The organism is Plantibacter sp. 2H11-2 (assembly GCF_050031945.1).
GTDB classification, from domain to species: domain Bacteria; phylum Actinomycetota; class Actinomycetes; order Actinomycetales; family Microbacteriaceae; genus Plantibacter; species Plantibacter auratus.
In genome coordinates, this window is sequence record NZ_JBNBBL010000001.1 from 780,941 (window position 1) to 807,704 (window position 26,764).

General features: G+C 69.4%; 22 protein-coding genes. 3 read left to right on the plus strand and 19 right to left on the minus strand.

The window, feature by feature from the left end; genetic code table 11:
- Window positions 1-27: 27 nt before the first annotated feature.
- The 10 genes from ACQG07_RS03650 to sucC form a co-directional block, all read right to left on the minus strand.
- Window positions 28-1,848 (minus strand): ABC transporter ATP-binding protein, encoded by a 1,821-nt coding sequence (locus ACQG07_RS03650; RefSeq protein WP_426737198.1) that lies wholly within the window; start codon window positions 1,846-1,848, stop codon window positions 28-30.
- Window positions 1,845-3,677, minus strand: a complete 1,833-nt coding sequence (locus tag ACQG07_RS03655) for an ABC transporter ATP-binding protein (RefSeq protein WP_426737200.1) — start codon at window positions 3,675-3,677, stop codon at window positions 1,845-1,847. Before ACQG07_RS03655 ends, ACQG07_RS03650 begins: the two co-directional genes overlap by 4 nt.
- Before the next feature lie 159 nt (window positions 3,678-3,836).
- The gene (locus ACQG07_RS03660; RefSeq protein ID WP_256377204.1) at window positions 3,837-3,962 is read right to left on the minus strand and encodes a hypothetical protein; all 126 of its coding nucleotides are present in this window, start codon (window positions 3,960-3,962) and stop codon (window positions 3,837-3,839) included.
- A 180-nt stretch (window positions 3,963-4,142) separates the two neighbouring features.
- Window positions 4,143-4,457: a hypothetical protein gene (locus tag ACQG07_RS03665; protein ID WP_426737343.1), complete on the minus strand. Its 315-nt coding sequence runs from the start codon at window positions 4,455-4,457 to the stop codon at window positions 4,143-4,145.
- An 88-nt stretch (window positions 4,458-4,545) separates the two neighbouring features.
- Complete coding sequence (gene ddaH / locus ACQG07_RS03670) at window positions 4,546-5,757, minus strand: dimethylargininase (protein ID WP_426737203.1); 1,212 nt, start codon at window positions 5,755-5,757, stop codon at window positions 4,546-4,548.
- Between the two features lie 109 nt (window positions 5,758-5,866).
- Window positions 5,867-7,474, minus strand: a complete 1,608-nt coding sequence (purH, locus tag ACQG07_RS03675) for a bifunctional phosphoribosylaminoimidazolecarboxamide formyltransferase/IMP cyclohydrolase (RefSeq protein WP_159877997.1) — start codon at window positions 7,472-7,474, stop codon at window positions 5,867-5,869.
- Complete coding sequence (gene purN / locus ACQG07_RS03680) at window positions 7,471-8,097, minus strand: phosphoribosylglycinamide formyltransferase (RefSeq protein ID WP_085510275.1); 627 nt, start codon at window positions 8,095-8,097, stop codon at window positions 7,471-7,473. The genes purH and purN overlap by 4 nt, the downstream gene beginning before the upstream one ends.
- 9 nt (window positions 8,098-8,106) lie before the next feature.
- Entirely contained in the window at window positions 8,107-9,384 is a 1,278-nt protein-coding gene (locus tag ACQG07_RS03685; RefSeq protein WP_124768843.1) for a cell division protein PerM, read from the minus strand.
- A gap of 125 nt (window positions 9,385-9,509) precedes the next feature.
- Window positions 9,510-10,400 carry a succinate--CoA ligase subunit alpha gene (gene sucD, locus ACQG07_RS03690; RefSeq protein WP_064296653.1) on the minus strand — a complete coding sequence of 297 codons (891 nt, stop codon included), beginning with the start codon at window positions 10,398-10,400 and terminating at the stop codon, window positions 9,510-9,512.
- A 14-nt stretch (window positions 10,401-10,414) separates the two neighbouring features.
- Window positions 10,415-11,578 carry an ADP-forming succinate--CoA ligase subunit beta gene (gene sucC, locus ACQG07_RS03695; protein ID WP_426737206.1) on the minus strand — a complete coding sequence of 388 codons (1,164 nt, stop codon included), beginning with the start codon at window positions 11,576-11,578 and terminating at the stop codon, window positions 10,415-10,417.
- Between the two features lie 160 nt (window positions 11,579-11,738).
- Here sucC and ACQG07_RS03700 point away from each other — a divergent pair, with 160 nt between their 5' ends.
- Both ACQG07_RS03700 and ACQG07_RS03705 read left to right on the plus strand, forming a co-directional pair.
- Window positions 11,739-12,539, plus strand: a complete 801-nt coding sequence (locus ACQG07_RS03700) for an oxygenase MpaB family protein (RefSeq protein ID WP_426737208.1) — start codon at window positions 11,739-11,741, stop codon at window positions 12,537-12,539.
- 104 nt (window positions 12,540-12,643) lie between these two features.
- A complete protein-coding gene (locus tag ACQG07_RS03705; RefSeq protein ID WP_079705285.1) occupies window positions 12,644-14,218 on the plus strand; it encodes a hypothetical protein in 1,575 nt (524 codons plus the stop codon).
- Here ACQG07_RS03705 and ACQG07_RS03710 read toward each other — a convergent pair.
- The 3 genes from ACQG07_RS03710 to ACQG07_RS03720 form a co-directional block, all read right to left on the minus strand.
- The gene (locus ACQG07_RS03710; protein WP_411558013.1) at window positions 14,145-15,134 is read right to left on the minus strand and encodes an SseB family protein; all 990 of its coding nucleotides are present in this window, start codon (window positions 15,132-15,134) and stop codon (window positions 14,145-14,147) included. The two genes, ACQG07_RS03705 and ACQG07_RS03710, sit on opposite strands and share 74 nt — an antisense overlap.
- A gap of 70 nt (window positions 15,135-15,204) precedes the next feature.
- Window positions 15,205-17,673, minus strand: a complete 2,469-nt coding sequence (locus tag ACQG07_RS03715) for an ATP-dependent helicase (protein WP_426737211.1) — start codon at window positions 17,671-17,673, stop codon at window positions 15,205-15,207.
- A 13-nt stretch (window positions 17,674-17,686) separates the two neighbouring features.
- Window positions 17,687-18,766: a glycerophosphodiester phosphodiesterase family protein gene (locus tag ACQG07_RS03720; protein WP_229939848.1), complete on the minus strand. Its 1,080-nt coding sequence runs from the start codon at window positions 18,764-18,766 to the stop codon at window positions 17,687-17,689.
- 194 nt (window positions 18,767-18,960) lie between these two features.
- Between ACQG07_RS03720 and ACQG07_RS03725 the strand changes: the two genes are divergently transcribed.
- Window positions 18,961-19,818 (plus strand): Bax inhibitor-1/YccA family protein, encoded by an 858-nt coding sequence (locus tag ACQG07_RS03725; RefSeq protein ID WP_426737214.1) that lies wholly within the window; start codon window positions 18,961-18,963, stop codon window positions 19,816-19,818.
- 252 nt (window positions 19,819-20,070) lie between these two features.
- Here the strand turns inward: ACQG07_RS03725 and guaA are convergent, their stop codons facing one another.
- The 6 genes from guaA to ACQG07_RS03755 form a co-directional block, all read right to left on the minus strand.
- Complete coding sequence (gene guaA, locus ACQG07_RS03730; protein ID WP_426737216.1) at window positions 20,071-21,675, minus strand: glutamine-hydrolyzing GMP synthase; 1,605 nt, start codon at window positions 21,673-21,675, stop codon at window positions 20,071-20,073.
- A complete protein-coding gene (locus tag ACQG07_RS03735) occupies window positions 21,672-22,115 on the minus strand; it encodes a DUF3817 domain-containing protein (protein ID WP_056778703.1) in 444 nt (147 codons plus the stop codon). Before ACQG07_RS03735 ends, guaA begins: the two co-directional genes overlap by 4 nt.
- Window positions 22,116-22,152: 37 nt before the next feature.
- On the minus strand, window positions 22,153-22,929 hold the full coding sequence (locus ACQG07_RS03740; RefSeq protein ID WP_426737218.1) for an SURF1 family protein: 777 nt from the start codon (window positions 22,927-22,929) through the stop codon (window positions 22,153-22,155).
- Window positions 22,930-22,993: 64 nt separating this feature from the next.
- The gene (locus ACQG07_RS03745) at window positions 22,994-24,370 is read right to left on the minus strand and encodes a cation:proton antiporter (RefSeq protein ID WP_079705280.1); all 1,377 of its coding nucleotides are present in this window, start codon (window positions 24,368-24,370) and stop codon (window positions 22,994-22,996) included.
- A 2-nt stretch (window positions 24,371-24,372) separates the two neighbouring features.
- On the minus strand, window positions 24,373-24,900 hold the full coding sequence (locus ACQG07_RS03750; protein WP_056008027.1) for a cation:proton antiporter regulatory subunit: 528 nt from the start codon (window positions 24,898-24,900) through the stop codon (window positions 24,373-24,375).
- A 109-nt stretch (window positions 24,901-25,009) separates the two neighbouring features.
- Window positions 25,010-26,743, minus strand: a complete 1,734-nt coding sequence (locus ACQG07_RS03755; protein WP_191940639.1) for a glycerol-3-phosphate dehydrogenase/oxidase — start codon at window positions 26,741-26,743, stop codon at window positions 25,010-25,012.
- Window positions 26,744-26,764 lie beyond the last annotated feature (21 nt).

Below are 26,764 nucleotides of genomic sequence, written 5' to 3' on the forward strand. Positions count from 1 at the left end.
CCCGTGGACACGCCTGCGCGGTCCGGGTCAGCCGACCGAAGACCGCCAGGCGGCGTGCATCGCGGCGAACCGACCCGTCCCGCCGATGAGCTCCGCGGGCGCGCCGTCCTCGATCACCCGGCCATGCTCCATCACGAGCACCCGGTCGGCGATCGCGACGGTCGACAACCGGTGCGCGATGATGATCGCGGTACGGTCCGCGAGCAGGGTCTGCAGCGCCTCCTGGACGAGTCGCTCGCTCGGGATGTCGAGCGAAGCGGTCGCTTCATCGAGGATCAGCACGGCCGGATCCGCGAGGAACGCCCGTGCGAACGACAGGAGCTGCCGCTGGCCGGCCGAGACCCGACCACCGCGCTTGTTCACGTCGGTGTCGTAGCCGTTCGGCAGCGCCTCGATGAAGGTGTGCGCGCCGACGGCCTTCGCTGCGGCGGTGATCTCCTCGATCGTCGCGTCGGGCTTGCCCAACGCGATGTTGTCGGCGACCGAGCCGGAGAACAGGTACGCCTCCTGCGTCACCATGACGATCGCCCGACGGAGGTCCTTCGGGTGCAGGTCGCGCAGGTCGATGCCGTCGAGGCGCACCGCACCGTCGGTCGGGTCGTAGAACCGACTGATGAGCTTCGCGAGCGTCGATTTGCCCGCACCGGTCGTGCCGACGAGCGCGATGGTCTGCCCTGCGGGGATCTCGAGGTCGAACGTCGGGAGCACCAGCCGGTCGGCGGCGTACGCGAACGTCACGTCGTCGAAGGTGATCCGTCCCTGCGACGTCCACAGGTCGACCGGCGCGACCGGGTCGGGCACCCCGGGACGCTCCTCGAGCACGCCGGAGATCTTCTCGAGTGCCGCCGCGGCCGACTGGTAGGAGTTGTAGAACATCGCCATCTCCTCCATCGGGTCGAAGAACCGGCGCGTGTAGAGGAGCGCCGCGAGCAGCGCTCCGATCGCGAGCTGTCCGTCCGCGACGCGGAACCCGCCGACGAGGAGCACCACGGCGACGGAGACGTTGCCGATGAACACCAGTCCGGGATCGAACACCCCGAACAGCTGGATGACCCGGGCGTTGGTGTCGCGGTACTGCTCCACGAGCTCGCCGAACGCGCGCTCGTTCCGCCGCTCCTTCCGGAACGCCTTCACGGCGCGGATGCCGGTCATCGCCTCCACGAAGAACACGATGAGCTTCGCCGACCGGACCCGCGACTCGCGGAACATCCGCTGCGAGCGTAGCTGGAACCAACGCGTGAGCACGAACAGCGGGATGAGCGACCCGAGCAGCACCAGCCCGCTGACCCAGTCCACGAGGACGAGGGCCACGGCCGTGAACCCCATGTACAGCACGCCGGACACGAGCTGGTTGATGCCGGAGTCGAGCAGCTCGCGGATGGAGTCGAGGTCGCTCGTCTGCCGGGAGATGATGCGACCCGAGGTGTAGCTCTCATGGAAGTCGAGGCTGAGCCGCTGTGTCTGCAGGAACACGCGCTTCCGCAGGTCGATCAGGATCGCCTGGCTGATCCGAGCGGCGAGCACGGTGTACCAGGAGATCAGCGTCGCACCGGCGGCGCCGGTCAGCAGGTACGCGCCGACCACGAGGAAGGCCGGCATCCAGTCGGCGCGTTCCAGGACGGCCGGGAGGGCCCGGTCGATGCCGATGGCGATCAGCGCGGGCCCGGCGACCTGGGCGGCGGTCGACACCACGACGATGGTCATGGCGGCGATCACGCGCAGACGCAGGGGCGCGAGCAGCGATCCGAGCAGGCGCAGCGAACGGCGCCGGATGTGCGCGGACTCGTCACGGGTGAGGTCGTCGCGCTCCTCACCCTCCACTCCGTGGACGGTCGTCGGCGGGGTCACAGGTTCACCTCCTGGCGGTTGGACTCTCGTTCGTCGTCTTCCAGACTCGAGATCACGTAGCGGTAATGGGCGTTGTGCTGCAACAGCTCACTATGGCGACCCACGGCGGTGATGCGACCGTCCTCCAGGAGGGCGACGCGGTCCGCCAGGGTGACGGTGCTCGGCCGGTGGGCGACGATCAGGGCCGTGGTGGAGGCGAGCACTCGGCGGAGTGCCGCCTCGACGAGCGCCTCGGTGTCGACGTCGAGCGCCGACAACGGATCGTCCAGCACGAGCACCTCCGGCCGCGCGGCCACCGCACGCGCGAGTGCGAGCCGCTGACGCTGCCCACCGGACAGGCTGAGCCCCTCTTCACCGACCAACGTCTCCACACCGTTCGGCAGTTCGTCGACGAACCCGGCCTGGGCGATGTCGAGCGCCTCGTGCAGGATCCGATCGGCCTCCGCGGAGTCGAGGTCGATGTCGTCCCGCCCGAGGAGGACGTTCTCCTTGACACTCGCCGAGAAGAGGGTCGCATCCTCGAACGCCATGGCGATGTGCCGGCGCAGGTCCTCCCGGGTGAGCGCGCGGATGTCGACCCCGTCGAGCAGGATCCGCCCGCCCGTGACGTCGTACAGGCGGGTGGTCAGTGCCGTGATGGTCGACTTCCCGGAGCCCGTCAGACCGACGAGTGCCATGGTCTCCCCCGGCTCGAGCCGGAGGTCGACGCCGTTCACCACGTCCGCGTAGCGGTCGGGTGCGTCCTGGTAGCGGAAGTGCACGTCCTCGAACACGAGCTCACCACGCGGTTCACGGATGCGCTCGGGGTGTTCGGGGTCGGTGATCGTGTTGACCGAGTCGATGACCTCGAAATACCGGTCGGTCGCCGTACGGGTGTCGAAGGTCATCGCGAGCAGGAAGCCGATCGACTCGATCGGGAACCGCAGGATCGTGGCCGTCGCGAAGAAGGCGAACAGCTGACCGACGGTGAGTTCGCCGATCGACGCGAGCCAGACCCCCGCCAACAGGCAGAGCGCGAAGGCGACGTCGGGCAACAGGACCAGCCAGAACCAGATCCCCGCGATGGCCTTCGCCTTCTCGATCTCGGTGCCCCGCAGGTCCTCGGCGCGCGACGCGAAGCTCCGCAGGGCGTGCTTGCCTCGACCGAACGCCTTGAGCACCCGGATGCCGTGGACGGACTCCTCGACGGCGGTCGCCAGGTCACCGGCCTGGTCCTGGCTGCGCCGGGCGATCACCGAGTACCGCCCCTCGAAGGTGAACCCGAACACCCACACGGGGATGGCGAGCGCGATGAAGATGAGTCCGAGCAGCCAGTTCCAGGTGAACAGGATGACCGCACCGATGACGATCGTGACACCGTTGACGATCAGGAGCACGAAGCCGAACGAGATCCACCGGCGGATGAGTCCGAGGTCGCTGACGGCGCGCGAGAGCAGCTGCCCGCTCTGCCAGCGGTCGTGGAAGGTCACGGGGAGGTCCTGCAGCTTGGCGAACAGCGCATTGCGCATCCGCGCCTCGACGTGCGTCCCAGGAGTCAGGACGAACCAGCGGCGCAGCGCGATCATGACCGCCTCGAGGACACCGAGCGCGAGGACCACGAGCACCGCCGGCCAGATCTGCGAGGAGTCGCCGGTCGAGAGCGGGCCGTCGACGAGGGCCTGCAGCACGAGCGGGATCGCGAGCGCCACCAGGCCGGCGACGAGCGCGGCGACCATGCCGAGCACGATCCGCGGCATGGCCGTCTTCGCGAACGGGTAGATCCGCATCAGGGCACGGAAGGTGCTCTGACGCGGTTGGACAGGACGGCGTTCATCGCCGAGCGGAGTCATTGCGAGGATTCCTTGCGAGAGTGTCGGTGACGTCGATCACCGACGGAATGATGGTCGTGGAACGGCCGGACGGCGAGGTCGCTGTGCGAGGTCGCAGCATCCGGTGACGGGCCCGGACGAGGCCGGACGGATGGTGAGGTGGACTGCCTGGCGCTCGTGCTAAGCGTCGGCGTCCGCGGCGGCGTCGCGTCCGGCTGGCGCCGGGACGGCCACCGGGCGGCGGCTCGAGGCGGAGCGTGCACGATCGACCGTCGGCGCGAGCGCGGTGTGGTTCGAGAGCGTCATGGCATCCTCCTCATCCTGTGGGGCGAGAGCCGCGGGCCGGGTGCACAGGTCGCACTCGAACGCGGACGGCGACCGATCACGGTGAACGAGGTTCGGCGCAGCAGACCAGACTATGGGAATCGGCCGTCAGGCTGCAAGGGATCCATGCGGTTGCACGCACCGGACCGGGTGCGCTCGTCGTCAGGAGGTCGGTTCGTCGACGATGCCGACGAAGGCTCCGATGCCGTCGACCTCGCGCCGACGGGCACCCTCAGGCACCGGAGGCAGCTGGTCGGCGCCGTGCCAGGAGCAGCTCACCATCGAGAACTCCGGCCACCACTTCTTCGGGCGGAGCGTCTCACTGGTGCCGCAGATCGTGCACCGCAACTCCACCCAGACCGGCCGTTTTCCGGTCCGGTTCGCGCGTGACTGCACGTACCAGGCCGGCGGGTCGGCCAGGAACGCCGCCAACTGGTCCGCCGACCAGAACGGCGGGATCCCGTGGTGCCTGGCCATCTCGAGCGGGATGTCCAGTCGCTGCGCGACGGTCCTCCGGCTCAGATCCCGACCCCCGCGCGCTCCAGCCTGCTGCTCCACGATCGACTCAGCTGACCCGCACGGACAGGCAGGTCACGCAGCCCTCGAGCTTCTCGAACTCGCTGATGTCCACCTGGACCACGGTGTAGCCGCGGTCCTCGAGCAGCGCGGCCGTCTTGGGAGCGGCTGCGGAGATGAGTACGGTGTCCTCCGCGAGTTCGACCACCGCGACGCCCTCGCGCTCGGGCACGACGAGGTGGCGACCGAAGAAGGACGGGTCCTCGACGAGGTCGGGGTGGACGAGCACGGTCCCGTCGGGGAGCGCGGTGACGGTCGACTTCAGGTGGAGGGCGGTCGTGACGGGGACCGCCACGACGTCGAACCCGAGCGGCGCGAGGATGGCTCGGAGCTGCCGGACGCCTTCGGCGTTGGTGCGGCCGCTGCGACCGACGTAGACGGTCGTGCCGACCCGGAGGACGTCGCCGCCCTCGAGGGTGCCTTCGCCCTCGATGCGGTGGATCCGGAGGCCGAGCTCACGGGCGGTGGTCTCGGCTGCGACGACCTCGGGGCGACGGCTCTCGGCGCCCGGTCGGGTCACCACGGCGACGTCGCCGATCACGATGACGGCGTCCTCGATGAAGACGGAGTCGGCGAGCTGGTCGGCCCAGGAGACCTCGGTGGTGTCCCAGCCGGCGGCGTCGAACGCTGCGACGTACGCGTCCCACTGCTTGTCGGCGAGTTCGGTGTCGATCGGCGTGCGCTCCAGGTGCGTCACGAGGCCTTCAGCAAGGTTGGAGGCGGGCATCCGCACGAGTGCGAGGCGGCGTCCGTCGTCGAGCACGGCGTCCTGCGTGCGGACGACCATCCAGTACACGGGGTATCCGATGAAGGCCGCGGAGAGCGCGACGACGACCACGAAGACGAGGTTGAGGCTGATGAGCGTCGCGACGATGCTGCCGAGCACGGTGCTGTCGATGGGCTGCCCCGTCGTCGCCACCTGGACGATGAGCCCGAGGAGCGCTCCGATGACGGCGAGGGCGGCGCCGCCCAGCAGGGCGAGGAGTCGGTACCGGTAGAGGCCGACGACGCCCACGATCAGCAGCAGCACGAAGGTGATGATCGTGCTCTCGAAGAAGTACGGACTCGCCTGGGCGAAGATCGTCCCGGCGAACTGGTAGCCGACGAACGTGACGAACATGACCCCCAGGAAGCCCACGACGATGGTCGCGACGGCGGCGGCGGCGGATGCGATGAGCTTGCGGCTCCAGGTGGCAATCATTCGACAACCGTAGCTCAACGACACAGCGGCGTCGGGCCACGAGGGTCCGACGCCGCTGGGAGATCACCACGAGCCTGCCCAGAACCCCCACAGGGGCGGGCGGCACGGCCTAGTGGAAGAAGTGACGCTCCCCCGTGAAGTACATGGTCACGCCGGCGGCTTCGGCCGCAGCAATGACCTCTTCGTCGCGGACGGAACCACCGGGCTGCACGACCGCGCGCACACCGGCGTCGAGCAGGACCTGCAGGCCGTCGGCGAACGGGAAGAAGGCGTCCGAGGCCGCGACGGAACCCGCGGCACGGTCACCGGCTCGGCTCACGGCGAGGTGGCAGGAGTCGACGCGGTTGACCTGCCCCATGCCGACGCCCACGCTCGCGCTCCCCTTGGCGAGCAGGATGCCGTTGGACTTCACCGAGCGGCACGCCTTCCACGCGAAGATGAGGTCGAGCAGGGTGTCGTCGTCGGCGGGTTCGCCAGTGACGAGCGTCCAGCCCTTGGCGGTGTCCTGGGGGTCGTCGGCGAAGCGGTCCGCGTCCTGGTAGAGCAGGCCACCGGAGATCTGCCGGACCTCGCGGTCCTCGCGCACGAAGTCCTCCGGCAGCTGCAGGAGCCGCAGGTTCTTCTTCGTCTTGAGCACCTCGAGCGCGGCGTCCTCGAAGCCCGGGGCGACGAGCACCTCGGTGAAGATCTCCTTGACCGTCTCGGCCATGCCGAGGGTCACGACGCGGTTGGCCGCGATGACGCCGCCGAAGGCGGAGACCGGGTCGCACTCGTGCGCCCGACGGTGGGCCGAGGCGATCGGGTCGGGTGCCTTCGGGTTCGCGAAGGCGATACCGCACGGGTTCGCGTGCTTGATGATCGCGACGGCGGGGTTGGCGAAGTCGTAGGCCGCGCGGACTGCCGCGTCGGCGTCGACGTAGTTGTTGTACGACATCTCCTTGCCGTGCAACTGCGTCGCCTGGGCGATCCCGGCACCGCCCGGACGGACGTACAGCGCCGCGGCCTGGTGCGAGTTCTCGCCGTAGCGCAGCACCGCCTCGCGACGACCGGTGACGGTCAGCGTGCTGGGGAAGGCCTCGGCTGCGGTCGTCTCCGTGCTCGCGAACCACGCGGACACAGCCGCGTCGTAGGAGGCGGTGTGGTCGAAGGCCTGCGCGGCGAGCGAGCGACGCTGAGCGAGCGTGGTGCCGCCGGCGGCGACGGCCTCGGTGATCAGCCCGTAGCGCTCGGGAGAGACCACGATCGCGACGTTGGCGTGGTTCTTCGCCGAGGCGCGCACCATCGCCGGTCCACCGATGTCGATCTGCTCGACGACGTCGTCACCGGCTGCGCCGCTCGCGACCGTCTCGACGAAGGGGTACAGGTTCACGACGACGAGCTGGAACGGCTCGATGCCGAGCTCGGCGAGCTGGGCCTCGTGGGATTCGAGCCGCAGGTCGGCGAGGAGTCCGGCGTGCACCGAGGGGTGCAGGGTCTTGACCCGACCGTCGAGCGACTCGGGGAATCCGGTGACCTCGGACACATCGGTCACCGTGTGGCCCGCACCGCGGATGGTCGCCGCGGTGGACCCGGTGGAGACGATCTCGACGCCCGCTGCGGCGAGTGCGCCGGCGAGCTCGAGCAGCCCGGTCTTGTCGCTGACCGAGATCAGCGCCCGGCGGACGGGGACGAGGTCGCGTTCGCGGTAGAGGCTGTGGTCGTGGCTGGGACCGCTCATGACTGGGGTGCTCCTTCTGCTGGCGGGCGGGACGCCGTGGAGAGCGCCTCGAGGTCGATGGTTCCGGTGGCGAGGTCGCGGACGGCCTGGACGAGGAGTCGACGCTCCACCGGCTTGATCCGCTCGTGGAGGCTGTGCTCCGTGTCTTCGGGCAGGACGGGGACGCGCTCCTGCGAGATGATCGGTCCCGCGTCCACGCCGTTGTCGACGACGATGATCGATGCCCCGGTCTGCGAGGCGCCTGCCGCCAGGGCGTCCCGGACGCCGTGCGCACCCGGGAACTCGGGGAGGTACGCGGGGTGCGTGTTGATGATACGCGGCGAGAGGGCGTCGACGACGACGGGTGGCAGGAGGCGCATGAGGCCGCTGAGCACGAGGACGTCCGGGTTCCAGACCCGGATCTGTTCGAGGAGCGCCGCGCCCCACTCCGCCCGCGAGTCGAAGGACGAGTAGGGGACGGTGAACGACGGGATGCCGAACTCCTCGGCGTGAGCGAGTCCGTCAGCCTCCCGATCGGCACCGACGGCGATGACGCGAGCGGGGAAATCCGCGTCGCGTGAGGCTTCGAGGAGGGCGCGGAGATTGGATCCGCCACCGGAGATCAGCACGACGAGTGACAGCACCAGAGCATCCTATCGGTCGCGGGCACCCCGGCCGCTCGGCTGGGCGTGCAGCTCCGGGAGGCGGTCCTCCTCGGCGAGATGCGTCGGACCGGCCGCCATGCCGACCACGGCTGCGATCCCGACCGTCAGGGTGGTCCACAGGCCCGTCGCCCAACCGTTCGGGCCGACCTCGATGAGGCGGCCTGGGCCTGCCGCGCCCGCCGAGAGGGCGGCGAGCACCCCGACGATGATGCCCGCTGTGACCCCGACGCCGAGACCGACGACCGCCAGCCGTGCGAGCCCGCCACGCCCGTCGAGGTCGACGAGCAGACGACGGCGCAGCACCACGGCAGCGGCGAATCCGATGACGACCGGGACCACGAGGACCGCGAACCCGAGCGGGCTCTCCCCAGTGGGGATGGCGCCGAGGACCGGCACGGCCGGCATGGGCCCGACGAGCGTGCCGATCGGTGAGATCGCCGTGCCGCTCCCGATGGCGAAGCCCGCGCCGGTGATCCAGCTCATGGCCCAGATCACAAGGTTCGGCAGATACAGGAGTTCGGCGCCGGTGACGATGGCACCGCCCAGGACGCCGAACTGCGCGCTCTCATGCAGGGAGATGATGGCGCCGTAGCCGACGGCGATGAGGATGGCGGTCAGGACCGCGGAGACCGCCACGAGTCCGGTGGCGGCGAGTGCTCCACCACGCAGCGCCGCGACGACCATCGACCAGGTCCCGTCCGGCATCCGGTCCCGCATCGCGCGGAGTCCGTCGAGGATCGGATCGGCCGCGTCCTGCTCTCGGAACCGGACCCACAGCGCGGCGACCACGACCCCGCCTGCGAAGCGCACGGTCGGCGCGAGGGTCCCCTGGACGATCGAGGGACGCACCGCCGGGTGGAGGGCGGTGAGGGTCACGAGGAACGAGAGCAGGGCGAACACGAGCACCGACAGCACGACGGCACCCTGCCACCAGGTGCTGCGTGCCGCGCGCGCCCCTGTGCGCAGGCCGAACAGGACCGTGCCGATCGTGAAGGCGAGGGGCGCCAGGGAGACGAGGAACGGTTCCATCCCGGCAGGCAGGCCGAGCTGCGTGACGAGGGCCGTGTCGAGGGTGATGCGCATGCTCGAGCCGTTGCCGAGCGCCCAGATGTCGACGGCCCCCCGCCAGAGCGCGGCGGGGTCGACGTCCAACTGGAAGTGCAGGGCCCACAGGGCGAGGAGTGGGACGAGTGCGACACCGATGCCGATGGCCACGGCGAGGGTGGCATCGAGGGCGGCGAGGAGGGCGACGGTCAGACGGTTCATGCGCCTTCGACCCTACCTGGAGCCGCGCGTGCGGACGGTCAGGCACACGGCGTGCGTGGGCCGAAACGCCACGACGCGACGCCCGATCCGGGCGTCGCGTCGTGGTCGCAGTCGAGCTGCGGGTGTTACAGCGACGCGATGATCTCGCGCATGAGGTCGGCGGTCTCGCTCGGCGTCTTGCCGACCTTGACGCCGGCGGCCTCGAGGGCCTCCTTCTTCGCCTGCGCGGTACCTGCGGAGCCCGAGACGATCGCGCCGGCGTGGCCCATCGTCTTGCCCTCGGGCGCGGTGAAGCCCGCGACGTAGCCGACGACCGGCTTCGTGACGTTCGCCTTGATGAAGTCGGCCGCGCGCTCCTCGGCGTCGCCACCGATCTCGCCGATCATGACGATGGCCTTGGTCTCGGGGTCGGCCTCGAACGCGGCGAGCGCGTCGATGTGCGTCGTGCCGATGATCGGGTCGCCGCCGATGCCGATCGCCGTCGAGAAGCCGATCTCGCGCAGCTCGTACATCATCTGGTACGTGAGGGTGCCCGACTTCGACACGAGGCCGATCGGTCCCTTGCCGGCGATGTTCGCGGGCGTGATGCCCACGAGCGACTCCCCCGGCGTGATGATGCCGGGGCAGTTCGGGCCGATGATGCGGGTCTTCGAGCCCTTCGACTGGGCGTAGGCCCAGAACTCGGCGGAGTCGCCGACCGGCACACCCTCGGTGATGATGACGAGCAGCGGGATCTCGGCGTCGATGGCCTCGATGACCGCGTCCTTGGTGAATGCCGGGGGCACGAAGGCGATCGACACGTCTGCGCCGGTCTCCTTGATGGCCTCGGCGACCGTGCCGAACACGGGCAGCTCGACGCCGCCGTCGTGGGTCACGGTCGTGCCGGCCTTGCGGGCGTTGACGCCACCGACGACCTGGGTGCCGGCCTTCAGCATGAGCGCCGTGTGCTTGGTGCCCTCGCCGCCGGTGATGCCCTGGACGATGACCTTGGAGTCCTTGTTGAGGAAGATTGACATGCTTGTGCGATCCCTTACTTCGAAGCCAGCTCGGCGGCCTTGTCGGCGCCTTCGTCCATGGTTGCGGCGAGCGTGATGAGCGGGTGCGCGGCGGCGGCGAGGATCTCGCGGCCCTCCGCGACCTTGTTGCCGTCGAGGCGGACCACGAGCGGCTTCGTCGCTGCGTCACCGAGGATCTCGAGCGCCTTCACGATGCCGTTCGCGACCGCGTCGCAGGCGGTGATGCCACCGAAGACGTTGACGAACACGCTCTTCACCTGGGCGTCGCCGAGGATGACGTCGAGGCCTGCTGCCATGACCTCGGCCGAGGCGCCGCCGCCGATGTCGAGGAAGTTGGCCGGCTTCACGCCGCCGTGCTGCTCGCCCGCGTAGGCGACGACGTCGAGCGTGGACATGACGAGTCCAGCGCCGTTGCCGATGATGCCGACCTCGCCGTCGAGCTTGACGTAGTTGAGGTCGTTCTCCTTGGCCTTGAGCTCCAGGGGGTCCTCGGCTGCGGTGTCTTCGAGTTCGGCGTGGTTCGGGTGACGGAAGGCGGCGTTCTCGTCGAGCGAGACCTTGCCGTCGAGGGCGACGATGCGCCCCTCTTCCGTGAGGACGAGCGGGTTGACCTCGACGAGCGTCGCGTCCTCACCCTTGTAGACGTCGTAGAGCTTCACGAAGACGTCGGAGACCTGGTCGACGAGCTCCTCGGGGAAGTTCGCAGCCTTCGCGATCTCGACCGCGGCCGCCTTGTCGACACCGGTGAGCGGGTTCACCTCGATGCGCGCGAGCGCCTCGGGCTTCTCGACCGCGAGCTGCTCGATCTCCATGCCGCCCTCGACGCTCGTGAGCGACAGGTAGGAGCGGTTGGCGCGGTCGAGCAGCACCGAGAAGTAGAACTCCTGAGCGATGCGTGCGCCGGCCGCGACCATCACGCGCTTGACGACGTGACCCTTGATGTCGAGCCCGAGGATGGCCTTCGCCGCCTCGTAGGCCTCGTCGGGGGTCTTGGCGACCTTGACGCCGCCGGCCTTGCCACGACCTCCGACCTTCACCTGCGCCTTGACGACGACCACGCCGCCGAGACGCTCAGCCGCGGCCCGCGCCTCGTCCGGGGTGTCGGCGATGATGCCGGCGAGGACCGGCACCTCGTACTGCTCGAACAGGTCTCGTGCCTGATACTCGTAAAGATCCACGTGTCATTCCCATCCGCGCTTCGCGCGTTCTGCTGTGATTGTCGTGGCGATTTTCGGCCGCGCGTTATCTCGGCGGCGAGAGAAAAAGGGCCAGTGACGACTCTACCCCCAGCGCTGCGCCGCAACCGGACGTTCACAGTGAACGACTAAGGTCGGGTCCATGACCGGCATGGCGGACCTCGCTCGCGAGGGCATCCTCGTCGCCGGCGCCGGGCGGGCCATCCTGCTGCAGATCGCGGACCCCTCGGTCGCCGCCGGGGTGGCCCGGCACAGCGACTTCGGTTCCCGTCCGCTCGACCGGCTGCACGCCACCCTCACCTTCGTCTACGCGCTCGCCCTCGGCACACCGGACGAGCAGCGCAGCGCGGCCCGGCGGGTGAACCACGCCCATGGACCGGTGCGCAGCCGACCCGGTGAGGCGGCTCCCGGGTACTCGGCCTTCGACCACGACGCGCAGCTCTGGGTCGCGGCCACGCTGTACGACACCGCCGTCCAGGTCTACGAGCTCGTGTTCGGCCCGCTCGACGAGGAGTCGCGGGAGCGCCTGCACCGTGAGTACGCGATCGTGGGGACGAGCCTGCAGCTCCCGCCCGACCGTTGGCCTCCGACCCGGGCCGCGTTCGATGAGTACTTCGCAGCCCGTGTCGCGCGCCTCCACGTCACCGCGGAGGCGCGTGCCGTCTCGATCGAGCTCCTGACCGCTCGCGCGGCGCCGCTCCCCGTCCGGTGCCTGCTCCCGCTCGTCCGGCTCGTGACGGCGGGACTGCTGCCCGACGGCCTGCGGAGCGCCTACGGGTTCCGTTGGACGCCGCGGCAGCAGCGTCGCTTCGCACGTCGGGTAGCCATCGCCCGAGCCGTCTGGCCGCGTCTTCCGCGGCGACTGCGCGCGGCACCCTCCGCCTGGTACCTCCATGCAATGCGAGAGCGCGAACGCACGGAGGCGGCGCGCCACCGCGGCTGACGACGTTCCAGCACCGCCCTCCACAGCCCGCTGGCGGAGCCGTCCCGTCCACATTCGGATTCCCGCCCGGCTGACCGAGGTGCCGCGGTTCGCACGATGGGGGCATGACAACACACCACCTCCCCCAGACCGGCCGCCTCCTCGGCGGCAGACCGCGGATCCTCGGGCTCCTGGCAGCCGTCCCGATCCTGCTCACGCTCGTCCTCGGCATCGTCCTCGGCGGCGCGACCGCATCCTCCGCACTGACCGCCACCGGCGCCGCCTACGGTCACCGCGACGCGTCGAACGGCCGCTGGCTCGGCTCGTGGGCCTTCGACGACGGGACGGTCGGGTTCTGCATCAACCTCGACCTCCCGATCCCGCCGGGTCACGCCTACGAGCACGTCGACGGATCATCGCTCGGGTGGTTCACCCCCGAGGACGCCGCCCGCCTGGCCTACCTGTCGCGGCACTGGGGCGCCAGCCAGGACGCCGACGAGGCAGCTGCAGGCCAGCTCGCCACCTGGATCATCACCGGCCTGAACGGGTGGACGCCGGCGCAGATCGCCGCTCGGGCAGGAGCGAGCGCCGACCGCGTGCTCTCCCGGGCCCATCAGATGCTCGCCGAGGCCGACGGTCCCGGCGGCGCGAGTCGGGGAGCGAGCGCCACCATGTCCATCGAACGCGGCGAGGACGGATTCGACCTCGTCCGAACCGAACTCGCCGTCGACTTCATCTCCTCCGGCGTCACCACCCTGCCACCGGGCACCCACACCGGGACGGTGACCCTCGACGGCGCGACCTTCGAGGACGGCACATCCGAGCGGGCCGTCGGGAACGGTGAGAGCCTGCGGATCCTGCCGAGCACCGATGCCGCGGTCGTGGCCTTCTCAGCGAACGCCACGTTCGGTGAGCTGCCCTACGGGGCCGGCCTCACGATCGCTCGGAGCGCCGCCAACGTGCAGAGCGTCCTCATCGCCCGCCCCATCACGGTCGCCGCCGGAGCGAGCGCCGACCGCGAGCGTCCCACTCCACTCCCCTTCCAGCCGGTCGTCGTCACCACCACCTCGCACGCGACGGCGACACCGGGAACCGAGGTCACCGACCGGCTGTCGGTCGGGATCGCTACCGACACCGGCCTCGCAGCGGAGTGGGGCCTCATCGGGCCGGAGGGCGGACCGTACACGCCGATCCCGGTGACCGTCCGAAGCCAGTTGCTCGGTCCGTTCGCGGAGCGCCCGGTCGAGGCACCGGAGGTCCCGCTCGGAGCACCGGTGGTCTGCGAGGTCGAGACGCTCGTGGATGCAGGCCCCGGCGAGTACACGACGCCGTCCTGCGTCCTCCCCGAGGACGGCTACTACGTCTGGGTCGAACGCATCGAGCCGAGCGACACCCTGCCGGAGAACGGCGGCACGATGATCCGCCCCTGGCGATCCGCCTTCGGGGTCGCCTCGGAGATCACCCTCGCCTCGACGCCGACCGTGCCCGAAGCGCGCCTCGCCGAGACCGGCGCCGACGACCGCTCCCTGCTCCTCGCCGGCACTGCGGCGATCGGAGCGCTCGCGCTCGGCGGCATCCTGCTCGCTCTCCGTCGGCGGATCACTCCGAGTGGAGCGGGTGCGGCGCTCAGCGCACGTCGAGGAGGGGTGCGAGCTGGGCGCGGTCGACGTCCAGCCACGGCGCCGCAGGGTTCACGATGATCCCGGTGATGCCCTCGTCGCTGCGGAGCGCGGCCGCGAGTTCCGCTGCGGTGACCGGGTACGCGTCATCCCCTCGTCCCAGTGCGGCGATCTCGATGGGCGAGGTGAAGACCTCCAGCAGTCGACGGTCGCCGAGGCGGGTCTCCGCGATGCCGACGGTCTTGCGGTTACCGTCCTCGTCGACCTCGGCGCGACCGGCTACGAACCCGCCGTGCGCGGCGAGTGCGGCGACCAGCCGCTGGAGGGCATCGGGTTCTCGCGGCTGGGCGAGCGCCTGCTTCGCGAGGTCGTTGTTCCGGCCGTCCCCGAACAGACGCACGATCAGCGTCTTCGGGACGACCGCACTCGCCTTGCCGTCGGCGGGGTTCAGGACGATGCCGGCGTACCCGTCGCCGGTCGCCTGACGGAGTGCCCAGACGGCGTCCACCGCGACCCCGGTGACCGGCCCGTCCGCCGTCCGCGTCTTCTCGAGCTCACGCGACGAGGTGAAGGCGAGGAGGTAGACGGCGCCCTCCGGGTCGCGGTGGACGCCGAGCGGGATGCGCCCGGCAGCCTTGTCCTCCTCCGAGACACCGTCGAGGCTCGTGGACAACAGCAGCTTGCCCTGGATGCTCTGGCGCAGGACGTGCATCATCGCCCGTTCATCGCCACCCTCCGCCAGCGCTGTGAGCGCCTGCGCGAGGTCGACGTTGGAGTCAGGCTCGACGGGAGCGGGCGCCGGGGCCGCAGCAGGCACGGAGACAGGCGCCTCCGGTGTCCGAGCGGCTGCGTTGACCGTCGTGACCGAGATCGACACCTGCGGCACGGTCTCCGGGGCTTCCGCGGCCGGATCCACCTCATCCTCAGGTGCCGATGTCTCGGCCTCCACGGCTGCAGATCGGGCATCGGACGCGTTGCGCTTGGAGAACAGACCCATGATGCATCAGCCTAGATGCTGGATTCCGCTCAGGGAACCGGCCGGACCGACGGTGCGCGCCTCAGCGCAGTCAGTCGAGCTTCTCGATGGGCGCGATCTTGATCAGCAGCTTCTTCGCTCCGGCTGACTCGAACTGGACATGGGCGATGCGCTTCGCGCCTTCACCGGTCACCGCGTTCACCCGGCCCGGTCCGAAGTCGGCGTGGGAGATGCGGTCGCCGGGAACGAGCTCGAGGTCGCCGTTGTCGCGGACCTTCGCGGTGATGCGATTGGCCCAGGCCGTCTCCGGCTTGCTCGAACCGCCGGAGAACCGCGTGTCGCCCGCTGAGGCGCCCTCAGGGAGCGAGCGGACCGACCAGCGGTCGCTCGAGGGGGCACGGCGGGCGTTCAGGGCACGCGACTGCGTGCCACCACGACCGTTGACGTTGCCGGGCGACTGACGCCACTCGATCAGTTCGGCCGGGATCTCCTGCAGGTAGCGGCTGGGCATGGCGACGGCCGTCTCGCCGTACTGGGCACGCGTCATCGCCAGCGAGAGGTACAGGCGCTTGCGGGCGCGCGTGATGCCGACGTAGAACAGGCGTCGCTCCTCGGCCGGGCCACCCGGCTCGTTCGCCGACATCCGGTGCGGGAGGAGGTCTTCCTCGATGCCGGTCAGGAAGACCGCGTCGTACTCGAGGCCCTTCGCCGTGTGCAGGGTCATGAGCGACACGCTGCCCGTCGCGTCGTCGAGGTCGTCGGCCGCGGCGACGAGCGAGACCTCGGTCAGGAAGTCGACGATGCCGCCGTCGGGGTTGTTCTTGGCGAACTCCTTGGTGACGGCGATGAGCTCGTCGACGTTCTCGGCGCGTGCCTCATCCTGCGGGTCGCGACTGTTGCGCAGCGAGTCGAGGTAGCCGCTCTTCGTCATGAGGAGCGACAGGACGTCGCCGACGGCGGTCGCGGACGCCGTCGGGCGGTCGGCCGCGGCGGCGTCGTCGAGCGCGGCCTGCGCTTCGTCGAGGAGCGCCGACAGCTGCAGGATCGCGCTCGTGACCTTCGGCCCGAGCCCGAGGGCGTCGGCGCGCCGCATGGCCTCGCGGAAGGTGACGCCGTTGTTCTCGGCGAAGCTCGCGAGCGCCGTCTCCGTCGCCGGCCCGATGCCACGCTTGGGCGTGTTCAGGATGCGCCGCAGCGCCATGATGTCGGCCGGGTTCGCGACCGACACGAGGTAGGCGAGGGCGTCCTTGATCTCGGCGCGTTCATAGAACTTGGTTCCGCCCATGATCCGGTACGGGAGGGCCGCACGGATGAAGATCTCCTCGAGCGCACGCGTTTGGGCGTTCGTCCGGTAGAACACCGCGATGTCGCTGTAGGCCGTTCCCGCGTTCCGGAGCTTCTCGATCTCGTCGGCGATGAACTGCGCCTCGTCGTGCCCGGAGTACCCGGTGAAGCCGACGATCTTCTCCCCGTCGCCGACGGCCGTCCAGAGCTTCTTGTCCTTGCGGTCGAAGTTGTTGGAGATGACCGCGTTCGCCGCCGAGAGGATGTTCTGCGTGGAGCGGTAGTTCTGCTCGAGCAGCACCACCTTGGCACCCGGGAAGTCGCGCTCGAACTCGGTGATGTTCCGGATGTCGGCCCCGCGGAACGCGTAGATCGACTGGTCCGAGTCACCGACGACGGTGAGCGAGGCACCCTCGGTGCGGGTGGTGGCGAGCTGATCCGTGCCGGCCTCAGGCGCGCGGGTGAGCTCCCGGATGAGCGAGTACTGGGCGTGGTTGGTGTCCTGGTACTCGTCGACGAGGATGTGGCGGAACCGTTGCTGGTACTGCGCCGCGACGTGCGGGAACGCCCGGAAGAGGAACACCGTCTGGCTGATGAGGTCGTCGAAGTCGAAGGCGTTCGCGTCGGCCAGCGCGCGCGTGTACTTCCGGAAGACCTGCAGGAACACGAGTTCCTGCGGGTCGTTCGTGTTGATCGTGCGGGAGTACGACTCGACGTCCGACAGCTCGTTCTTGAGCTTCGAGATCTTCGCCGAGGTGTTCGACGGCGTGAAGCCGTATGCGTCGGCCTCGAGCTCCTTGATGATGCGCTTCAGGAGGGCACGTTGGTCGCCGCTGTCGTAGATCGTGAAGTTCTTGGTGAAGCCGAAGTGCTCGGCCTCGCGGCGGAGGATGCGGACGCAGGCGGAGTGGAAGGTGGAGATCCACATGCCCTGAGCGGCCTGGCCGACCAGCGCCTGCACCCGCTCGCGCATCTCGGCGGCGGCCTTGTTGGTGAAGGTGATCGCGAGGATCTGGCTCGGCCAGGCCTCCCGCTGCTCGAGCAGCAGCGCAACGCGGCGGGTGAGCACGCTCGTCTTGCCGGACCCGGCACCGGCGACGATGAGCAGGGCCTGGCCCCGGTACTCCACCGCGATCCGTTGCTGTGGGTTGAGCCCCTCCAGCAGCCGACTCCCGCCGGCACGCTCGCCGGAGGACGACTCGGGAACGGTTGCCGTGGGCCAGCCGACGATCACCGGTTGCACGGCGTCGGCGTTCGAAGAAGGAGAGCTCGCCATATCGCCTGCAAGTCTAGGCGCTGCCTCCGACATCGCTCGGCCGAGCACCGCCGTCGCGGTGATCCGCACGGTCGCCAGCCGCCGACCGCGCGGCGACACCGAGGTCGGCCTGGTCGACGAAGCAGCCGTCGACCCCTGAGGAGAGCACCAGGACGAACTCCTCGAGCCAGCGGCCGACCGCCGCCGGATCGGACCCGTCCCGGAAGGGTGGCGCGAGGAACCGGTTCTCGGGGCGGAGCGTCCAGGTGTAGACGCGTAGGCCCGCCGCGTGGGCACGCTCCACGAGGTCCGTCGGGTGGGCGCCGTCGTCGTCGCCCAGGTCGATGAGCATCGCCTTGTCGACACTGATGGCGTCGACCTCGAGGGCGAGTGCAGCGAGTCCGGCGTCGGTCATCGCGTCGGCGTAGGACGGGGCCGAATCCCCCAGCCGGGCGACGAGATCGCTCGGCCTGCCGGACCGCTCGATGAGGTACGCGAACTCCGCCTGCACCCGACGGGCCTGCAACGCCATGAGGACCGACTGCTCGAACGACTCGATGATGAGCGGCTCGGCATCGGGATCGGTGCCGAAACCCAGGGCGGCGAGTTCCTCGGCGAGGAGCCGATCGAGCGGGAGGCCGATCGACGCGAAGTAGTCGGCGTGCTTCACCTCGGCCACGATGCCGACGGGTCGTCGGTGCGCTTCGGCCGCGCTGCGCACGACCGCGACGAGGTCGGCGAACCGCAGGATGCCCTCGGTACCGTCGAATCCCGCACTCACCGTCCGTACCTCGGGGATCCGCTCACGTGCGGTCAGGGTCGACAGCTCGGCCCAGGTGAAGTCCTCGGTGAACCACCCGGTCAGCTCGTGGCCGTCGACGCGTTTCGTCGTCCGTCGGTCGGCGAACTCCGCTCGGGCGGCGACGTCGGTCGTCCCGGAGATCTCGTTCTCGTGTCGGACCACGAGGACGCCGTCCTTCGACGCGACGAGATCGGGCTCGACGGCGTCCGCACCGAGCGCGACGGCCAAGCGGTAGGAGGACTCGGTGTGCTCCGGGCGGTAACCGGGAGCCCCGCGGTGTCCGATGACGAGCGGGTTGGGCAGGGAGTCGATGCGCACGCCATCAGCCTAGGACGACGCTCCGGCGTGCGCGCAGGGTGCCGGCTGTCAGCCCACCGCGAACATCGGCGTCCGTTCGGGGTTTTCCACGCGCGACCCGGCTGATTCAAAGGGAACTCGGATACTCTGGGTGTCAGCAGCGCCGCTTGGCGCGACACAGCCTCCACGACTGAGAGTAGGAATCAGCCATGGCCCTCGACAATCCCGCGTTCTCGAAGAACCCGGCATTCGCGAAGCAGGGAGGCGGGACGCTGCAGGCAGCTCAAGCAGCGAACCCCTCGCTGACCGCCGAACAGCTTCGCAAGATGTACGAGCAGCCCACCGCACCGGCGGGCGTCGGCACCGCCGACCGCATGACGATCGAGAACACGCTCGTCAAGACCCTCGGCTCGTTCGCCGTCCTCGTCGTGTTCGCCGTCATCTCCTGGATGTGGACGACCTCCCTCCTGCAGGCAGGTAGCGGCTACGCCCTCCCGATGATCATCGGCATGATCGGTGGCCTCGGCCTCGGTCTCGTGAACTCCTTCAAGAAGGAGCCGGTCCCAGCGCTCATCCTCGGGTACGCGGTCTTCCAGGGACTCTTCGTCGGCGGCATCTCGCGCGTCTTCGAGGCGAACCCGTCCTGGTCCGGCGTCGTCGTCCAGGCGGTCCTCGCGACCCTCGCCGTCGTCGGCGTGACCCTCGCCCTCTTCGCCAGCGGCAAGGTCCGCGCCTCGAAGAAGCTGACCAAGGTCTTCCTCGTCGCCATCATCGGCTACGGCGTCTTCCAGCTCCTCAACCTCGTGCTCATGTTCACGGGCGTGCTGAACAACCCGTTCGGCCTCTACGGCGCGACGATCTTCGGCATCCCGCTCGGGATCGTCATCGGCATCTTCGCGGTGCTGATGGGTGCGTACTCGCTGGTGCTCGACTTCGACTTCATCCAGCGTGGCGTGCAGAACCGCGCTCCCGCCAAGTACGGCTGGACCGGCGCCTTCGGCATCATGGTCACGGTCATCTGGATCTACGTCGAGATCCTGCGTCTGCTGGCCATCTCCCGCAACTAGGAGCGCACGCACTGCAAGGCCCGTCCCGTTCGCGGGGCGGGCCTTCGTCGTTCGAGGAACCGGCCGTTCGAGGTACTGCCCTTCGACAGGCTCAGGGACCGAACCCCTCGGACCGAGGCACCATCCCCGGTCCCTGAGCCACCCACCCCGGTCCCTGAGCCACCCCACCGCGGTCCCTGAGCTTGTCGAAGGGCGCGGACGACGGAAGGCCGCCCCGCGAACGGGACGGCCTTCCGATGACTCAGGGAGCGATCACTCCCACTCGATGGTCCCCGGCGGCTTCGACGTGACGTCGAGCACGACGCGGTTGACGTCCTTCACCTCATTGGTGATGCGGTTGCTGATGCGCGCGAGGACGTCGTACGGCAGGCGGGTCCAGTCGGCGGTCATGGCGTCTTCAGACGAGACCGGTCGCAGCACGATCGGGTGGCCGTAGGTGCGGCCGTCGCCCTGCACGCCCACGGAACGGACGTCCGCCAGCAGGACCACGGGGCACTGCCAGATCTCCTGGTCGAGCCCGGCCGCGGTCAGTTCCTCGCGGACGATCGCGTCGGCGTCGCGGAGGAGGTCGAGACGCTCGGCCGTGACCTCACCGACGATGCGGATACCGAGTCCGGGACCGGGGAACGGCTGACGGCCGACGATCTCCTCCGGGAGGCCCAGCTCGCGACCGATCGCCCGGACCTCGTCCTTGAACAGGGTGCGCAGGGGCTCGACGAGTTCGAACTGGAGGTCTTCCGGCAAGCCGCCGACGTTGTGGTGGCTCTTGATGTTGGCCGTACCGGATCCGCCGCCGGACTCGACGACGTCGGGGTACAGCGTGCCCTGGACGAGGAAGCGGATGGGCTCACCCTCGCTCTGGGCCTCCTTGACGAGGTCGATCTCGGCCTGTTCGAAGGACCGGATGAACTCGCGGCCGATGATCTTGCGCTTCTGCTCCGGGTCGCTGACGCCGGCGAGCGCCGACAGGAACTGCTCGCGGGCGTCGACCGTGACCAGCCGGACACCGGTCGAGGCGACGAAGTCCTCCTCGACCTGACGTCGCTCGTCCTTCCGGAGCAGGCCGTGGTCGACGAAGATGCAGACGAGCTGGTCGCCGACGGCCTTGTGCACGAGCGCCGCGGCGACGGCCGAGTCGACACCGCCGGAGAGTCCGCAGATGACCTTGGCGTCGCCCACCTGGGCGCGGATGCGGTCGACCTGTTCGGCGATGACGTTGCCGCTGTTCCAGTCGGCCGGGATGCCCGCCGCCCGGTGGAGGAAGTTCTCGAGCACCTGCTGGCCGTAAGCGGAGTGCTTGACCTCGGGGTGCCACTGGACGCCGTAGAGGCCGCGTTCCGCGTTCGCGAAGGCGGCGACCGGGGTCGAGGCGGTCGAGGCGAGGACCTCGAAGCCCTCGGGGGCCTTGGAGACGGAGTCGCCGTGGCTCATCCAGACGTTCTGCTCGGTCGGGACGCCGTGCAGGAGGGTGCCAGGGACGTCGACGACGCTGGTCGCGTCGGTGGCGCCGTACTCCCGGAGACCGGTGTGCGCGACCTCTCCACCGAGCTGCTTGGCCATGACCTGGAAGCCGTAGCAGATGCCGAACGTCGGGACGCCGAGCTCGAGGATGCCCTCGTCGAGCGACGGGGCGCCCGGCTCGTACACGCTGGACGGGCCACCGGACAAGACGATCCCGACGGGGTTCTTGGCGGCGACCTGGGCGGCGGACACGGTGTGCGGCACGATCTCGGAGTACACGCCGGCTTCGCGGACGCGACGCGCGATCAGCTGCGCGTACTGCGCACCGAAGTCGACGACGAGGACCGGTCGGGCGGCGGTCTGCTCCGCTGCGGCTGCGGGGGTGGTTTCACTCACTGCATGGACTCCACGGGTTCGGCGGCCGCTGCTGCTTCGCGGCCGGAGAGGTAGCCCTTCACTTCCCGCGGGATGCGGCTCTCGAAGAAGAAGGACAGGAACGGGATGATGCCGCCGAGCGCGAGCCAGAGCAGACGCAGGACGTTCCACCGCATGAGGCTCCAGAGCCGGAACGCGGCGAACAGGTACACGACGTAGAACCAGCCGTGGATGATCAGGATGCCCGTGCTGAGGTTGACCGCGGTGGCGGTGCCGGAGGGCACGAAGGCGAGGAAGCCGTAAGCACCGCCGAGCTCGAGCTCGAGGCCGAACGCGTACTTCATGAGCATCTCGGCGCAGAGCGACAGGAGCAGCACACCGGTGATGGGGGCGGCCACCTGGTAGAACTTCAGCGCGCCTCGGATCGCGGGAAACGTCGACGGTTTCGGCTGGAGGGGCATGCCCCCATCTTACCCGCGGCCGCCAGGCGACCGGACATCACGGACGGAGCGCTGCGGCCTCCTCCTCGGCGTCCTCGAGCTCCTCGATCTCGCGCTCCCAGGCGTCCTTGGCGAGCCGGAACCAGAGGAACACGGCGAAGCACGCGAAGACGACCCACTCGGCCGCGTAGAAGATGTTCAACCAGTTGAGCTGGATCTCCTGGCTGGGCGCGGGCGACGAGATGGGCTCGAGTCCCTCGACGGCGACGTCGTCCACGACGAACGCGCTGAACACCCGCAGGCCGTCGGCGTCGTTCCAGCGGTTCAGCAGTGCGGCGACCGACATGTTGTCGAGGTCGGTCGGTGCGGCCTCCGCTGCCGGCTCCTCCGGGCCCTCCGGCGGGTTCAGCCGCCCTTCGAGCTCGACGGCGCCGGTGGGGGCGTCAGCGTTCAACGCCTCGGCGACGCGGTCGGCGGTCTCGCGGTCCTTCGTCCAGCCGAGCGCGACCGCGAGACCGGCCTGGTCCGGGCGGTCCGTCGCGAGGTGGCCCGTCACCCAGTACCCGAGCGTGCCGTCGTTCACCCGGTTGCCCACCACGAGGTAGTCCTCCGGCACCCAGGTTCCCGACACGCTCACCCGCTGACCGGCGTCGGCCTCTCGGATCCCGACACCCGGTTCGAGGACGTCCGCGAGCGGCCTGACCGACTCGGTCTCGGTCGGCACCACCTGCCCGGATTCGATGGCGCGTGCGAGCTGCCACTGCCCGAGCGCGGCGAACGCGCCCGCGACGGCGAGACAGAGGACGAGGACGCCGATCCACCGGGGACGCAGCATGACGGAGCGGAGCGTCGGACGGACCTGTCCGTGGTTGTCGGGGCCTGGTGCCGACGGGGCGGTGCTAGTAATCGGGCTCTCGCTTTCGTGCTGGTGGTTCCTGGTCGTTCATCGCCTGTTCGACGAGTCGGTCGATGGCCGCCTGATCGGTGTCGGCGGGCGTCGTGTCCTGGTCGTCGCCCGCACCCTCGACGAGCGCTATGGCCTCCTCCGCTGTCGTGTCGACCTGCTCAGCTCGGCGCGCCTTCCGGCGACGCGGACGCAGGATGACGGCGCCGATCTGCTCGGAGCGCCCGGCGACGATCGGGCCCATCACGGCCATGATGAGCACGTAGAGCCCGGCGAACGGCTGGATGAGCGGATTCAGCCCCGCGCTCAGCGAGAGCGTCGCGAGGATGAGGGCGAACTCGCCGCGATTCTGCAGGATGACCGCGGCGTTGATCCCAGCTTGCGGCCCGAGTCCGTTGAGCCAGGCGACGAACTGACCGGCCAGGACGTTGAGGACCACCGTCATGAGGACGGCGAGGAGCACCGGGACGAGGACGCTGCCGAACTTCGTCGCGTCGAGCGCGAGCCCGAAGTTCAGGAAGAAGAACGCACCGAACACGTCGCGGAGCGGGATCGCGATCTGCTCGATCTTGTTGCGGAACCGGGTGGCACCGAGGACCAGGCCGATGAGGAACGCGCCGATCGCGTCCGTGACTCCCAGGAGCTCGCCGATGCCGCCGAACGCGACCGCGAGGCCGAAGAACAGGATCGTGAAGAGCTCGTCGTCCTTGGTGCGGAACAGCCGCGACACGAACCGTCCGCCGAATCGGGCGATCGCGAACATCACGAGGATGAACGTGAAGGCGATCGCGAGTTTCCCGATGACGGGCCAGACCTCCGTCTCGCCGCTCAGCACGACACCGACGATCGCGAGGTAGATGGCGATGAAGATGTCCTCCACCACGGTGACGCCCAGGATCATGGGCGTCTCGTCGTTCGTCAGCCGTTTGAGCTCGATGAGGAGCTTCGTGACGATCGCGCTCGAGCTCGTCGCCGTGATGCCGGCGATGATGAGCGCCTCCCGTGTGCCCCACCCGACCAGGAACCCGAACACGAGCCCGGCGGCCATGTTGACGAGGATGTAGGAGCCGCCGGAGACGATGAGCTTTCCGGCGTTGCCGAAGAACTCGTCCTGATCGAACTCCAGGCCGAGGTTGAACAGCAGGAGCACGAGGCCGAAGACGGCGATGAGTTCGATCTGCGCGCTGGCGAAGTCGAGCGGGAACCAGCCCGTGTACGGACTCGCGAGCAGGCCGACGAGCATGTAGACGGGGATCGACGGGAGGCCGATCAGCTTGCCGAGGCGGCCGAGGATGTAGGCGATGACGAACAGGACGCCGAGGATGAGCAGATCCTGGCCGAGGTGGGGGTTGTCGGTCGCGGCGTGCAGCATGCCTACCCTCCGGGCGGAGCGTCGACGGCGACCTTCTTGACGGCGCCCGAACGGAAGTAGGCGAAGGCCTTGGCGACCTTCTCGGGACTGCCCGCGACGACGAGGGTGTCTCCCGGGAAGACCCGGAAGTCCGCAGCAGGGGCCGGGTTGGCGGAGTCGCCGCGCACGACGGCGACGACGGTCAGCCCGACCATGCCCTTCTCGGCGGGGTTGCCGAGCGGCTGCCCGGCGATGTGGTCTTCGTAGTCGACGGTGAACCAGTCGATGCTGAGTCCGGGGATCTGGTCGAGCGCGCTGAGCGACTCGGTGATCTGCGTGCCACCGAGGAGTTCGGCCAGCGTGTGCGCCTCGTCCTCGTTGAGCCGGAGCGACACCTTGCCGGCATCGGCACCGTCCTCGTGATCGGCGAAGGTGATGAGGTCGCTGTGGCCGGACCGGTGGGCGATGACGCCGACCTTGCCGCCGTCGTCCGTGACGAAGGTGTGGAGCACACCGACCCCGGGAAGTTTGACCCGCCGAACATCCACCATGGCTGTACTCCTCAGGCTTGTTGTGGCAGTCCTCCTAGTCTATCCGCCACACCTGGCCCGCTCGCCCGAGGCGCCCGCAGCCGTTGCGCTGCGGGCGATCACCGCCGGTTCAGGCCCCTGGGACGATGTCCGGTGCCTCCAGGCGCACGCGGTCGGCGGCCTCGTCGTTCGGCTGCTCCTGCGAGGCCCGCTCCGCTGCGACGCGCGTGAGGTAGTAGGAGACCTCCTTCTCGATGCGCTCCTCGTCCCACCCCAGGACTCCACCCATGAGCTTCGCCGCGACCGGGGCCGCCGAGACACCGCGGTCCCAGGCCTCGATGGAGATGCGCGTCCGACGGGCGAGGACGTCGTCGAGGTGGAGGGCACCCTCGTGGGAGGCCGCGTAGACGACTTCCGCCCCGATGTAGTCGTCCGCCCCCGGCAGCGCTTCGGCGAGCGTCGGGTCCTCCTTGATGAGGTCGAGCAGTTCGTCCGTCAGCACGCCGTAGCGGTTCAGCAGGTGCTCGATGCGAGCAGTGTGCACCCCGAAGGCCCGCGCGATCTTGCCACGCTTGTTCCAGGCCGCCTGGTACCCCTCGGCTCCGAGCAGTGCGATGTTCTCCGTCGCGCTGGCCGGGATCTTGCCGTCGAGTGCGTCCACCGCGGCGTCGATCGCGTCCTTCGCCATGACCCGGTAGGTGGTCCACTTGCCGCCGGCGATGACCACGAGACCGGGCACGGAGTGCGCGACGAGGTGCTCGCGAGAGAGCTTCGACGTCTGCTCCGATTCGCCGGCCAGCAGCGGACGGAGGCCGGCGTAGACGCCCTCGACGTCCTCTCGGGTCAGCGGCACGGCGAGGATCGTGTTGACGTGGTCGAGCAGGTAGTCGATGTCGGCCGCCGTCGCCGCCGGGTGCGCCTTGTCGAGGTGCCAGTCCGTGTCGGTCGTGCCGATGAGCCAGTGCCGGCCCCAGGGGATGACGAAGAGGACGCTCTTCTCCGTGCGGAGCAGGAGGCCCATGTTCGACTGGAAGCGGTCGCGCGGGACGACGAGGTGGATGCCCTTCGACGCGCGGACCTTGAACTGGCCCCGCTCCCCCACCATCGACTGCGTGTCGTCAGTCCACACCCCGGTCGCGTTGACGACCTGCTTGGCACGGATCTCGAAGCGCTCGTCGGTCTGCAGGTCGTGCGCCTTGACACCCACGACGCGCTGTCCGACCTTGACGAACCCCTCGACCCGTACGCGGCTCGCGACGTGCGCGCCATAGGCCGACGCCGTCCGTGCGAGGGACGAGACGTAGCGGGCGTCGTCGACCTGGGCGTCGTAGTAGGTGAGTCCACCCACGAACGCGTCCGACTTGAGGCTCGGGATCGAGGTCAGGACCTGACGCTTGGACAGGTGCCGGTGGTGCGGGACGCCGGGCGGACGGCCACCGCTCCAGCTGAAGAGGTCGTAGAGCAGCATGCCGGCGCCGATGTAGAGGCGCTCGAAGACCGGCTTGTTGAGCGGGTACAGGAACCGGACCGGCTTCACCAGGTGCGGCGCGATGCGCTGCAGCAGCAACCCGCGCTCGATGAGCGCCTCCCGGACGAGTCGGAAGTCGAGTTGTTCGAGGTAACGGATACCGCCGTGCACGAGCTTCGAGGACCGGCTCGAGGTGCCGCTCGCCCAGTCACGCGCCTCGAGCAGACCGGTGCTCAAACCGCGCGTGACGGCGTCGAGCGCAGCACCGGTGCCCACGATGCCACCACCGACGACGAGGATGTCGAGCTCTTTCGACTTCAACGCTTCGATCGCGGCGTCGCGCTCCTCCATCCCCAGTTTGGTGGAACGTGACACGTTGTTGTGGGTGGTGGCCATCGTCGAACTCCGCTCGCTGGA

Coding starts and splice junctions, on each gene's coding strand:
- ACQG07_RS03655 (WP_426737200.1), bottom strand. CDS start 3,677: ATGACTCCGCTCGGCGATGAACGCCGTCCTGTCCAACCGCGTCAGAGC.
- ACQG07_RS03660 (WP_256377204.1), bottom strand. CDS start 3,962: ATGACGCTCTCGAACCACACCGCGCTCGCGCCGACGGTCGATCGTGCA.
- ACQG07_RS03665 (WP_426737343.1), bottom strand. CDS start 4,457: ATGGCCAGGCACCACGGGATCCCGCCGTTCTGGTCGGCGGACCAGTTG.
- ddaH (WP_426737203.1), bottom strand. CDS start 5,757: ATGATTGCCACCTGGAGCCGCAAGCTCATCGCATCCGCCGCCGCCGCC.
- purH (WP_159877997.1), bottom strand. CDS start 7,474: ATGAGCGGTCCCAGCCACGACCACAGCCTCTACCGCGAACGCGACCTC.
- ACQG07_RS03685 (WP_124768843.1), bottom strand. CDS start 9,384: ATGAACCGTCTGACCGTCGCCCTCCTCGCCGCCCTCGATGCCACCCTC.
- sucD (WP_064296653.1), bottom strand. CDS start 10,400: ATGTCAATCTTCCTCAACAAGGACTCCAAGGTCATCGTCCAGGGCATC.
- ACQG07_RS03700 (WP_426737208.1), top strand. CDS start 11,739: ATGACCGGCATGGCGGACCTCGCTCGCGAGGGCATCCTCGTCGCCGGC.
- ACQG07_RS03705 (WP_079705285.1), top strand. CDS start 12,644: ATGACAACACACCACCTCCCCCAGACCGGCCGCCTCCTCGGCGGCAGA.
- ACQG07_RS03710 (WP_411558013.1), bottom strand. CDS start 15,134: ATGGGTCTGTTCTCCAAGCGCAACGCGTCCGATGCCCGATCTGCAGCC.
- ACQG07_RS03715 (WP_426737211.1), bottom strand. CDS start 17,673: ATGGCGAGCTCTCCTTCTTCGAACGCCGACGCCGTGCAACCGGTGATC.
- ACQG07_RS03725 (WP_426737214.1), top strand. CDS start 18,961: ATGGCCCTCGACAATCCCGCGTTCTCGAAGAACCCGGCATTCGCGAAG.
- ACQG07_RS03735 (WP_056778703.1), bottom strand. CDS start 22,115: ATGCCCCTCCAGCCGAAACCGTCGACGTTTCCCGCGATCCGAGGCGCG.
- ACQG07_RS03740 (WP_426737218.1), bottom strand. CDS start 22,929: ATGCTGCGTCCCCGGTGGATCGGCGTCCTCGTCCTCTGTCTCGCCGTC.
- ACQG07_RS03745 (WP_079705280.1), bottom strand. CDS start 24,370: ATGCTGCACGCCGCGACCGACAACCCCCACCTCGGCCAGGATCTGCTC.
- ACQG07_RS03750 (WP_056008027.1), bottom strand. CDS start 24,900: ATGGTGGATGTTCGGCGGGTCAAACTTCCCGGGGTCGGTGTGCTCCAC.
- ACQG07_RS03755 (WP_191940639.1), bottom strand. CDS start 26,743: ATGGCCACCACCCACAACAACGTGTCACGTTCCACCAAACTGGGGATG.